14 protein-coding genes are annotated in these 12,324 nt (G+C 24.3%); all 14 read right to left on the bottom strand.

Features of this window, described 5'->3' with window-relative positions; genetic code table 11:
- Positions 1 to 6: 6 nt before the first annotated feature.
- The 14 genes from Q0Y03_RS02255 to Q0Y03_RS02190 all read right to left on the bottom strand — a co-directional run bounded on the left by Q0Y03_RS02255 (position 7) and on the right by Q0Y03_RS02190 (position 12,240).
- On the bottom strand, positions 7 to 3,711 hold the full coding sequence (locus Q0Y03_RS02255) for a glycosyltransferase (protein WP_297712213.1): 3,705 nt from the start codon (positions 3,709 to 3,711) through the stop codon (positions 7 to 9).
- A 134-nt stretch (positions 3,712 to 3,845) separates the two neighbouring features.
- Positions 3,846 to 4,652, bottom strand: a complete 807-nt coding sequence (locus Q0Y03_RS02250; RefSeq protein WP_297712212.1) for a flagellin — start codon at positions 4,650 to 4,652, stop codon at positions 3,846 to 3,848.
- A 101-nt stretch (positions 4,653 to 4,753) separates the two neighbouring features.
- Positions 4,754 to 5,077 (bottom strand): hypothetical protein, encoded by a 324-nt coding sequence (locus Q0Y03_RS02245; RefSeq protein WP_297712211.1) that lies wholly within the window; start codon positions 5,075 to 5,077, stop codon positions 4,754 to 4,756.
- Between the two features lie 20 nt (positions 5,078 to 5,097).
- Positions 5,098 to 6,564 (bottom strand): flagellar filament capping protein FliD, encoded by a 1,467-nt coding sequence (gene fliD, locus Q0Y03_RS02240; RefSeq protein WP_297712210.1) that lies wholly within the window; start codon positions 6,562 to 6,564, stop codon positions 5,098 to 5,100.
- Between the two features lie 22 nt (positions 6,565 to 6,586).
- A complete protein-coding gene (gene fliS, locus Q0Y03_RS02235; RefSeq protein ID WP_363318702.1) occupies positions 6,587 to 6,970 on the bottom strand; it encodes a flagellar export chaperone FliS in 384 nt (127 codons plus the stop codon).
- A 13-nt stretch (positions 6,971 to 6,983) separates the two neighbouring features.
- Entirely contained in the window at positions 6,984 to 7,196 is a 213-nt protein-coding gene (gene csrA, locus Q0Y03_RS02230; RefSeq protein WP_297712209.1) for a carbon storage regulator CsrA, read from the bottom strand.
- A 1-nt stretch (position 7,197) separates the two neighbouring features.
- Complete coding sequence (gene fliW, locus Q0Y03_RS02225; protein WP_297712208.1) at positions 7,198 to 7,575, bottom strand: flagellar assembly protein FliW; 378 nt, start codon at positions 7,573 to 7,575, stop codon at positions 7,198 to 7,200.
- Between the two features lie 12 nt (positions 7,576 to 7,587).
- Complete coding sequence (locus Q0Y03_RS02220) at positions 7,588 to 8,511, bottom strand: hypothetical protein (RefSeq protein ID WP_297712207.1); 924 nt, start codon at positions 8,509 to 8,511, stop codon at positions 7,588 to 7,590.
- An 11-nt stretch (positions 8,512 to 8,522) separates the two neighbouring features.
- A complete protein-coding gene (flgK, locus tag Q0Y03_RS02215) occupies positions 8,523 to 9,806 on the bottom strand; it encodes a flagellar hook-associated protein FlgK (protein ID WP_297712206.1) in 1,284 nt (427 codons plus the stop codon).
- Between the two features lie 14 nt (positions 9,807 to 9,820).
- Positions 9,821 to 10,231, bottom strand: coding sequence for a flagellar protein FlgN (locus tag Q0Y03_RS02210; RefSeq protein ID WP_297712205.1), 411 nt, complete (start codon positions 10,229 to 10,231; stop codon positions 9,821 to 9,823).
- A gap of 2 nt (positions 10,232 to 10,233) precedes the next feature.
- Complete coding sequence (gene flgM, locus Q0Y03_RS02205) at positions 10,234 to 10,500, bottom strand: flagellar biosynthesis anti-sigma factor FlgM (protein WP_297712204.1); 267 nt, start codon at positions 10,498 to 10,500, stop codon at positions 10,234 to 10,236.
- A 138-nt stretch (positions 10,501 to 10,638) separates the two neighbouring features.
- Positions 10,639 to 10,953 carry a FliM/FliN family flagellar motor switch protein gene (locus tag Q0Y03_RS02200; RefSeq protein ID WP_297712203.1) on the bottom strand — a complete coding sequence of 105 codons (315 nt, stop codon included), beginning with the start codon at positions 10,951 to 10,953 and terminating at the stop codon, positions 10,639 to 10,641.
- A 74-nt stretch (positions 10,954 to 11,027) separates the two neighbouring features.
- A complete protein-coding gene (locus Q0Y03_RS02195) occupies positions 11,028 to 11,450 on the bottom strand; it encodes a YaaR family protein (RefSeq protein WP_297712202.1) in 423 nt (140 codons plus the stop codon).
- Positions 11,440 to 12,240 (bottom strand): lytic transglycosylase domain-containing protein, encoded by an 801-nt coding sequence (locus Q0Y03_RS02190; protein ID WP_297712201.1) that lies wholly within the window; start codon positions 12,238 to 12,240, stop codon positions 11,440 to 11,442. The genes Q0Y03_RS02195 and Q0Y03_RS02190 overlap by 11 nt, the downstream gene beginning before the upstream one ends.
- Positions 12,241 to 12,324 lie beyond the last annotated feature (84 nt).

Below are 12,324 nucleotides of genomic sequence, written 5' to 3'. Positions count from 1 at the left end.
TCCTCTTTATTTATCATTTTCTTTATTAACAATATCAATTAATTTTCTATAGTTATTATAAAAACTTTCATAGTGAGGATCTGCATTTTTATACATTAAAAATGCTATATTTCTACTTACTAAAGGTGAAATTGTTATTTTATTATTATCATTTATTATTATCATATATTTATAATAAGCTTTTTCAAACATATTTAATTCATAGAAATATGTTGCCATTTTATAATCAACATTATTATTAAAATCTAAAGATTTATAATTCTTTATAGAAATATTAAGAATAAAACTAATTAAATCTATTTCTTCTATAGAATTCAAATATAAAACTTCTGCTTTATATATGTCATCACAAAATTCACTATTTATCATAGTAACCAGTATTTCACTATAATTATTACTTTCATTTAATAATGATAAATAAATTATATAAGCTGATTCATTTTTATACTTATCATAAATATATTTGGAAATTTCTAAGCATTTATTTAAATCTTGTTTTTCTATTAATAATAAATATAAACTTTTTTCATATTCGTCACTTATTTCATTTAATTTACTTCTTAATTTTTCCTTTAATTGTTCTTCCATTATATTATTATTTATAATACATTTTAATTCTTCTTTAGAGTATGTATCATCTATTAAATATACATTATCTCTTTTCTCTATTTTATTTTTAAAATAATAAACCTCTATATTATTAGTAAATATAAAATTCACATCATTACATACTTCATTTTCGAAAAGTATATTAATATTCTGATTAAGATAATCTTCTTTATCTATAACTAAATTTTTATTAGTATAATATATAAATTTACATTTCTCTTTAAAATCTAATAAACGCTTAATTTTATAATCATTAAATACTACTATACAATTCTCATTATTTCTTAATATATATTCAATAAGTTCATTTAAATTATTTGAATTTGTTTCATAAATAATATTACTATCCTCATAAGTTCTATTGTTATATTCAACTTCTTCATTTATTTTAATTTTAATTAAATCCTCTTTTATAACTTTAAATAATTCATCATTATCTTTTAAATCAATTGTTATAAAAGTTTGTTTTTTATTTTTATTTTCTTCTGCTTGTAACTGTTCTATTATAATTCTAATTTCTTTTTTTAATTCCTTATCATTAGTTATATTAAAACATTTATTATAATAATAAATAGCCTCTTCTTTAAGATTTAATAATATACAACAATATCCAGCATTATATAGTAAATCAACATTTTTAGAATCTAGCTCTAATCCCTTAAGAAAACTATCACAAGCTAAATTTATTTCATTGTTATTTAACAATATAATTCCTTGCATAGAGTATATACTTATGTCATCTGCATATATAACTTTATAATTATCTAATAACTCTTGAGCTTCTTCTAATCTATTTTCATTAATTAATTCTTCTATATTACTTTTAACAGTTGAGTAATCTATATCAACTTTATCTGATACTTCTTTTTTATCTTTAGATATTATTTCTTTAAGTAAACTTACTTTCTCTGATATATCATCTGAATTATTCAAATTTAGTAATTTTTCATAAAATGAAATTGCTTCAACAAAATTATTTGTTATTTCATTTAAATAAGCAATATTAAATAATGTATCTTCATTATTTCTATCTAAGCAATATGCTAGCTTAAACCATTTTTGAGCTTCTTCTAATTCATCTGTATAAATACTTAAAATACCTTTTATATTATACAAATCACTTTCACAATAAAGTTCTTCATATTGTTTTATAAGTTCATAACAAACATCATACATACCTTTATTAATATTTTCTTCAATTAAATTTTTAAATTGTTTTTTTAATTTCTTTACTTCGTCATTTTCATTAAATTCTTTTTTAAACTTATTAACTAAATTTTCTAATGCTTTTTTATAATTAGGATTTTCTATTATTAATTTCTTTAATTTTTTTATATATTCTAATGGTCGCGTTTCTTTTATTTTTTCATTAACTATAACTTCTATAATAAATTTATTTTCTATTGTATCTACTAAATTAATTAAATCTTCATCTTTTACTGAAGAGTTATATAACATTCTTAAATATTCAAAATGACATGTTATATATATATTAAATAATTTTTCATACTTATCTCCAATTAAATTTCCATATATCAATAAACCTTTAGCTAAACAACTATTAACTTTTAATGAATTAAATTCTAATATTATCGGATTGTTTATTAATAAATTATATAAATCAAATATTACTTCTTTTCTATTATTAATTAAATTATTTATATATCCTTCTAATTTTACTCTATCTAAATTACTTAATAATTCATAAATATTATTATCTTCTTTTATATAATTTAAAATTATATCACTATAAAACCACTGATTTTCTTCATTTAAAACTTTTATAGTTTCATTAAAATCTAATACTAAACCTAATCTAACTTTATTTAAAATTCCATAATTTGAATTTATATTTGATAAGGTTTTATAAAGTATTTTTTTCTCATTTTCATTTGAATTTGCTATAACAGCTTCTGAAATATTATAAAATTTATTTTTTTCAACTTGTGTTAAACAGTATTTATCATAAAGATTTAATATTTCTTGATATTTATTTAACTTTTTAAAACTCATAATTATTACAAAATATAATTGATTTATAGCTTCTTCTGATATTTTATTTATTTCACTTATAACTTTACTATAGTCTTCTAAATCATAATAATTATTTATAATATTAATTTCACTTTCTACTATATTTGAGGCTGTATTATATGTACATCTAATATCATTAGCTTGTGTAGAAATATCATAATTTTTAAAAAGATATCTATATCTTTCATAATATCTATTACTTTCATCATATTTATATAATCTTCTTTGTACTGTTGCCAAATAATAATATATATCTATATTATTTTTATCTTTTTTTATATATTCTAAACACAATTTTTTACATTTAGATAATTTATTTAAATTTAAATACAAATCTGCTAAATCATTTATAACATATATTACCTCCATATTTTTTTTCTTATAAATATCATTACTTTTTTCAAGGAACAAAAGAGCTTCTTCATAATTTTTACTTATTATATATTCTTTCCCTAATTGATAATTTAAATATGGATCATTTTTATTCTTCTTTATTTCTTTTAATAAAATCTCTTTATTTCTTTTACTTTTTTTTTGTCTTAATTCTTCATCAACAAATAAATATCCATAATGATCAAAAAATGCTATTCCATTGTAAATTGGCTCCTTCCATAAAGGTTGTTCATGTATTGAACCTACATATTTAAATTCTTCATATTTTTTAAATAGTCTTGGAATAGAGGTAATATTGAAAGCCTTTTTATCCTCTGAAAATATACTTTTTAGATCAATTGTTGCTGTATTATATTTTTCACATAAATCTGTAGTGAAAAATTTTATTAATTTTCCACACTCTATTAATTCCTCATCAGCATCTAATATTAATATCCAATCCCCATTTGCATATCCTATAGATTTATTTCTCATTTCTGCAAAGTCATTATTCCATTCTTCAAAATATACTTTATCTGTATATTTCTTAGCTATATTTATACTATTATCAGTAGATCCTGTATCTAATATAATGATTTCACTATTTACTGCAGTAATTAAAGGATTTAATGCAGATAAAGTTCTATCTAAATTCTTCTCTTCATTTTTTATCATCATTACAATACTTAATAGCATATTATATCTCCTTTCATTTAAATTAATTTTAAATTTATATTACTTTCTATATTATTCCCTTATATAACTAACATCTATAATATAAAATTAAAGGGCAAAGCTTAAAGCTTTACCCATTAATTTTATACTGAATACTATCTTAATAATTGCATTACACCTTCTGGTTGTGATTTTGCTTGTGACATCATAGCTTGTGCAGCTTGATTTAATAAGTTTAATTTAGATAAATTCATCATTTCTGAAGCAACATCAACATCTCTAATTCTTGATTCTGCTGCTGTTAAGTTTTCTGTAGAAGTTGTTAATGTAGAAGAAGTTACTTCTAATCTATTTTGCATTACTCCCATTTGAGATCTTCCAATATTAATACTATTTAATGCTGCATCTATTGAAGCAATAGCTTTTTGTGCAGATGTAGTACTTGAAATATCCAATGAAGCTATATTACTTGCTATTGAAGATAAATTTGTAGTTTCTATTTTTCTAGTTTCTGAATTAGCACCAGCTTGAATATTTAATGTTGTAGCTCCATTTAATAATGATGTTCCATTGAATTTAGTCTCTCCAGCTATTTTAGCCATTTCTTCCCCTAGAGATTTTAATTCGTTTGATATCTTAGTTCTGTCTCCTGAATCTAGAGTATCATTAGCTCCTTGAACTGCTAATTCTCTCATTCTTTGAGCTATATTTCCAGCTTCTCCTAATGCACCTTCTGCAGTTTGAACTAAAGATATACCATCTTGTACGTTTCTTTCTGCTTGTTCCATTCCTCTGATTTGAGCTCTCATCTTTTCAGAAACTGCTAATCCTGCAGCGTCATCTCCAGCTTTGTTAATTCTTAATCCTGAAGATAATTTGTTCATTGATGTTCCAGCTAAAGCTGTATTTTTAGTTGATTGATTTAATGCTGTGATAGCATTCATGTTAGTATTAATTCTCATAGTTTTTACTCTCCTTAGTTTTTATGATACGACATCCTTGTCTAATTTTTAGGATTAATTGCCTTATATGTATATATATATCGGTTAGTTTTTTTAATACTTTATACTTTTTTATAAAAAATATTTAAATTATTTTTATTCATATTTGCATAAGCTGAATTTGCAGTTTTATTTACTTTAAAACTATTAATTTCTTTTTTTGTAGCTATAATTTCCATTGAAAGTTTCGCTTTTATAGCTTTATCTATATTATAAATTTCATTTTCATTATAATCTTTTTTTAATTTTTCTAATTTATCTTCATTTAAACTATCAATTAAATCTTGTCTTTTTTCTAATTTATTGATAAGTTCAGTTGTATTTACATCACTATCTTCTAATAATTTTAATATTTCTTCTGATATATCTTTATATAAATTTATCATATAATATTACCCATTCTATATTAACTTAAACTACTAATTAAATAACTCATTTGTGAATTTAAAGTGTTCATACTAGATTCTAAATCAGCAAATTTTTGATACAATTTTTCTTGCTTTTCTTGCATTTTATTCTTTAAGTCTTTAATATACTCTTCTTGTTTTTTTATTTGTTCAGTAAATAAATTGTTTGTTTCACTAGCAGTATTAGCAATACCAGCCTTTTTAGCAAAAACACTCGACGAGCTTCCTGCATATGAGTAAGTTACATCTCTCATTTTATCAAGAGCATCAGTTACAGTTTTATAAACTGAATAATTATCCTCTTCTAATACACTTTTTAATTTCTCTTCATCTAAAGCAAGTTGTCCTGGTTTACTATATCCATCTACACCTGTTATTCCTATATCACTTAGGCCAGCCTGTCCAAGTATTGCATTTCTCATATTATCTAGGAATCTTCTTAAATCATTATCATTTCTTAATATACCGGCCTTAGCTTTTTTTTCCCAATCTTCAATTTCTTTGTCAGACATTTCATCTTTTTGATCATCTGTTAATGGTTGATAATTATAATCTTTCTTTTCAGTAACTAACCCATAAATTTTCTCAGTCATTTTATTATAATCAGTAATAAACTCTTTTATTTTATCAACTGTATTTTGTGTATCTTTAGTTGACTTCATTGAAACTAACTCTGTACTTATATCATTAACATTGTATGTAATACTATCTATAGTAAAACTATTTTTTTTCTCTTCTACTTTTCTTAATAACGTTGTACCATCAGCATCATATACTTCTATATTACTATTACTTCCTTTAACTTCAGTTATAGGTTGACCCAAATTATCCTTTGTAGGTATACCCATTTTGTCAAATAAAGCTCCACTAAATTCTAACTTACTATCTTCACCTGTTTCTTTAGTTTCAATAGTAACTTTTCCTGTCATTTCACTATAGCTTGCCTTTACTGAATCATCACTAAAAGTGTTATTTATATTCTTTATCACATCATCAACAGTTGAATTTGCAGCAATAGTTATTTCTTTCCCATTTATATTTATCTTTTCTTCTTGAGTAGAAATAACTTGACTTCTTGCTACTGTACCTTGTAATTTTGCAGGCTCTGCTAGTTTATTCACCTTAAATTTATAATTAATATTATCTGCTCCAGCCCCTGCAGTAGCCGTTATTACATTACTATTTGAACTCTTAACATTAATAACACTAAATGTTTTACTTCCTAGTATATAGTCATCTGAAGTGGCAGTAAAATATTTATCATAAAGACCTTTAACATCAGTAATAACCCCTCTATATGTATCTTGTTGCCAAACTTCAGTTTGTTTCTTTTGCTCTGCTTTATCAATTTTACTTTGATCGGTAGTAAGCATACCTTTTACCATTTCATCTATGTCAATACCAGTAGCTAATCCTGTTATTCTATTAGAGCTACTTGCACTTGTGCTTGAACTAACACTTGTCATATAAATCCCCCTTATCTATTTTTTATATCTTAATTTTTTTACTTTTTATACTTACTTCATGCCAAGTATCTCTTACTTCTTCTATTAAAGGTAACACTTCATCAATTATTTTTACATCTTTTCTTATATTTGCTTGAACTAATCTTGACTTAATAAACTCGTATACTTTATATAAATCTTCGTATACTTTTCCACCACTTCTATCTAAAGTTACCATAAGTTCGGTAAAAATATCTTGAACTCTTATAAACTCTCTATGTGCTCTTGCCATATCTCTATTTTCAATTGACATCTTTGCAATTTTAGTATATTTAACCGCTCCATCAACAAGCATCAAAAGTAATTGTTCTTTTGATGCCATTTTTACTGTGTTTTGTTTATATGCATTATATGAATTTGAATTCATAATTTGTTTCCTCCTATTTAAATTGTTTTAAAATATCTATATTTCCACTTACCGCTTCTTTATTTTCTTCTTTTACTCTTTCAAAAACTTCTTTTCTAAGAATAGTAACATCTTTTGGTGCTGAAATTGCTAATTTTACGCTACCATCTTCGACTTTAACTATCTTAATTTCTATATCATCACCAATTAGTAATGATTCATCTTTTTTTCTAGTGATAACTAACATATTAATCTCTCCTTATTAAAGGATGTTTTGTTTCATATTTACTGTTTTGCATAATATATTGTTTCCCTAAATTATTTTTTATATTAATAACTAAAGGAGCTTTTAAATTCATAGTACTAGTTTCTAAAGTTTTACCAAGAGTTATTATACTTAATATAAGAACATCTTCTGGATTTTTAATTTCTAATTCTTTTATTATTTCATCATTTAAATTAATTTCATAATTATCATAAATTTCAAATGGATCTGTCATTACAAAACTAATTTCACTTTCTTTTGATTGTAATACTTTAAACTTTTTATTATCTTCTAAATCTGTAATAATAAATTCTCTAAGAGAATCGAAACCTGGTATACCTTTCTTAAATATTATATCCATAATTATTATCTCCTACCTTATGTAATCTAATATTGTTGTTTGGAATAACTTAGAACTAACTTGAAGACTAGCTGTATATACCATTTGTGCTTGACTATACTGTATATACTTTTCAGTAACGTCTACATCTTGTATATTAGATAAAACACCTTCCATTTGTACTGCATTATCATCATTAGCTTCCTTAACTGAACTAACAGTATTGCTTCTTGATCCTACTACAGATCTATTATTTAATATATCAGTTAATGAAGAATCAAGTTTTTCAGATAATTTACTGATCTCCTCATTATCAATAGGGTTTTTATTTAAAGCAGCTGAAACATCATTAAATACAGTGAAAAGCTCACCATCATTACTAACCTTATTAATATTTAAACTATATTCCATGTTTATACCACTAGATAATGAAGCATTTAAACTTTCTTTCATTTCATTACTTACTTTTCCATCATTAGTATTAAAACTAAGAGATACATTTCCAGTTGCATTAGTTGTAAACTTAACAGGTGCAGTATCAGTTGCTGTCCCACCAAATATATACTTTCCAGCATAAGTAGTATTAAAAGCTTCTCCCATTTGTTGAATCTTTCCATTAACATCTGTTGCAATAGACTTTATTTCATCTTCTCCAACAGCTCCACTTATAGATTTTAAAAGAGTTTTTATTTCACTAGTTAAACTTCCAACTGAATCTAATGCACTATCTGTAACATCAAGCCAACCTGTAACTTCATCACAAGTACCATTATATTTTTGAATATCATCTATTTCATTATTTAAATTCATTATCTTTACAGCTTTTAAAGGATCATCTGAAATTTTATTAACCTGTTTTCCAGTATTTAACTGGTTGTTTAATTTATTCATACTTTGAAGATTACTTTGAATATCCTTTAAATAGCTACTCATCATATTTCCATTTGTTACTCTCATATTAATACCTCCTATTTAACTATTCCATTTACAACAACATCTAATAGAGAATCTATAGTTGATAATACTTTTGCACTTGCACTATAAGCATGTTGAAATTGTATAAGATTTATCATTTCTTCATCCAAAGATACTCCAGAAACACTAGCTCTTGAAGAATCAATATTTGATAAAAGTTTACTTTGATTACTTTCATCTCTTATTACAGCTGCAGACTGTTGCCCAACTTCTTGAATAATACTATTATAAAAATTATTTATAGTTAAATCTTTTCCACCAATAGTTAGCTTTTCGTTTTTTGTATTATATAATTTTAATGCTTCGTCAGCAGTTACAGTTATACTATCAGGATTATCCTTTATAGTTTGACTCACAGATATAATTTTTCCTGACTGATTAGTAAACAGATTATCTCCTGTCAACTTATCATTTACTGTTTTTATAACAGTATCTGCTAATGTAGTAAGACTATCTTTATATTTTTGTATATCTTCTTGCATAGAAATAGTTCCCTGTAGCTCTCCTGAAACCTTGTCAGCACCTAACTTTTTAAAGTCATCTAATGTAAGTTCTCTACCATCAGCATTTGCTGTTTCTAAAAGCTTCTTTACATCGCTATTAGTAATATCAATTTTATAACTTAACTCATCTAAAATACTATCTCTTTGGTCTAATAAATCATTAGGACTTTTTCCTGAACCCTGTATAACCTTAATATTTTTATCAAGCTCTTTTAGTTCTGAAATCTTAGAGTTAATATCTTTTAATATAGCATCCTGTTGATCATTTAAACTATTTCCTAAACTATCTAATTTATCATAAGCATTACTAATACTAATAGCTAAATTATTAGCACTTTCTAAAACAACATTTTTAACTCCGCTACTATTAGGGTCTTTAGCTAACTCATTCCATGAATTAAAGAAATCATTTAATGTAGATGAAATAGCTGTATCACTTGGTTCATTAAAAATACTCTCAATATTTTGATAATAATTATATTTAACACTAGTAGCACCATAGTTATGGCTTTCACTTCTAAACTGATAATCATAAAAAGTATTTCTTACTCTTGTAACATCATTAATTTGTGCTCCTGTACCTATTTGTCCTGCGGAAAAACTCATATTTGAACCTGGTGTACTATACGCACTACTTGCTGTTTGTTTTACTTGTTGTCTTGAATACCCCGGTGTATTAATATTACTTATATTATGCGAAGTTGTCTGTATTGCAACTTGGCTTACATTCATTCCTGACTTTGCTGTATTAAGAGTTCCTAATAACCCTGCCATAATTTTTCCTCCTGCTATCTTCCTATTTTTCCATAAGCATTATATGTGCTAACTCCTTTTGATGGCTTTATAGCATTAATCATTTTATTTGTAAAGAATAATCTTTGCTTTATTAAAATACTGTTAATATCTTTTTGATTTTGTAAATTAATAATAATTTTTTTTATTTCTTCATAAACTTTTATAATATGTTCATCATCCGTATTCTTAATAAAATTATTAAATTCTTCTTCAGTAGCGATATTTCTTCTTTTTATTTCAATATTAGCTAAATTCTTGCCTTCTTCTTCTATTTTGTTTGCTATACTACCTAGGGCAATAGTATCTTTGCTTAAAATTAAATTATACTGTTCATCTAATAATTCTAATAAACACTGTAATATCTTTTTTTCTTCAAAGATAACTAGCTTTAATTCCGAATTCATTTTTAATCTCCTCTATTATTATTCAAAATACTCTTAGCAATACTTCTTGAATCAATTTTATATGTTCCATTTTTTATTCTTTGTTTTATTTCATTAATTTTATCTAAATCTATACCTTCATTATTATTTATCTCATTTAAGTATTTAGCGCTTTTTGATATTTGTACTGTATCCTTTATAGATTTATTGGCCGTATCTGATTTTACATATTGTCTTTGTTTACTGTATGCATTTATCATGTTGTTTGCCATTATAGAGCTTACTTTCATAATTACCTCCATCTAGCTTTTAATCATATCCATAAATATAATTATCGGTTTATCCACAATTTAATTTAGTCTTTTCACAAAATTTATAAAAATAATAAACAATTTTGTGAATAATAAAAGGAATCCTTGTTAGGATTCCTATTCTTCATCAGAATTAAACTCTGTTATTCTTACTGATATTTTATCTTCAATTTTTATACTTTCTCCATTAGCAACATATTTATCATTAACATATATATCTAAATCTTCATCTATAGTTTTATCAAGGCAAATAACATTACCTTCTTTTAATGATAAAATATCTTTAATATTTTTCTTACATTTACCTAATGTAACACTAACATCAACTTTTGCTGATAATATATAATTTTTATTCTCAAAAGGCTCTACTTCTTTTTTATTTAGAGCTTCAAATTCTACTTCGTATAAATTTTCTTTTTCAATCTTATCCATTTATCATCACTTTTTCCTTTTATAAATTATCTAAATCAAGTTTTTGATATTTTATATCTAGTAAGTATCTACTTTTATTTATAAATATCTATTAGTAAACCTTGTATTGTATCAATTGTTGAAGATATATCTAAATTTTCTTTTTCTTCGCTTAATAATTCATTAGTCAAACTTTCTAATTTTTCATTAATAGTTTCAACTGTAGAATAGTATTGATTTTCCCAAAAACCTATATTTTTATTTAAAGTATATGTATAATCAACTACTGCCTTTAAATAATTTTTTATAGTTGCTTTATAATTTTTCACATCAATATAACTTTTTGTTAAAATTAGCTTATTTCCTTTTTTCTTAATATCTTTTATGTAATTTTCAAGTTCTTCTTTAGTTGCAGATTTATAGGATCTCATAAAGCTTTCTGAAAAATCACTTCTGTTAGAAATTATTTTTTCTTTCACTCCCATAGTTCTACTTGTTTGTATACCCCTAATTTCCATTTGCAAAACCTCTATAATAGCTCATTACTTTTGGAACATAGTTTTGTGTTTCTTTTGGCATTTTGTAAATATCAGCTATTGATTTAACCCCTCTATTCATCATTCTAGTAGGTCCACCATTATAAGCCATTAATGCCATTTCAACATCACCATTATATCTATCTATATATTCTTTTATATGCTTTACTCCACCTTCAATATTTTGTTCTATATTGAAAGGATCTTGTACACCTAAAGCTTCGCAATTCTCAGGCATTAATTGCATAAGCCCCTTTGCACCCGCAGACGATACAACATTAGGATCAAAATTTGATTCTGTTTTTATTATTGCTTTTATTAAATTAGGATCAACTCCATACTTATTAGAATATAATTGTACTGCATTTTCTATTCTTTCATCTACAGTTAGATTTGATACATCTGTTGCTATGTAATTATTAGTATTTATATTTCCATTATTTAATATCGAATTATTATATGTACTAAATATATCTTCTAATGAAACTTTTTCTGCTTCAGTTTTGGCTATTTTATTTTTTTGACTTATAGCATTAAGTAAACTAGTAAGCATTATATTAAATGCGCTTGAACTTGAGTCTGATGTTGAACCTAATCCTGTGCTTGAACTTAACCCTAAAATTGATTCTAATCCTGAACTACATGAACATCCTGAAAGACTATTTAAATCATTTATTTCTGATGTATTTGTACTACCTATTTTTGTTTTGCTAAGATTATTAAGTTGTAAAATAGTATTTATATTATTTATTCCTTGTATGCTACCTGACATTTAATCACCTCAAAACGTTAGTACTTTAATTATACGGATAATATTTATAAAAGTTAATAGACATTAATAAAAATTTAAAACCTA

Source organism: Clostridium sp., assembly GCF_026168755.1.
In the GTDB taxonomy this organism is placed as follows: Bacteria; Bacillota; Clostridia; order Clostridiales; family Clostridiaceae; genus Clostridium.
The sequence above is the reverse complement of the archived record's forward strand: the minus strand, read 5'-3'. Positions and strand labels throughout refer to the sequence as shown.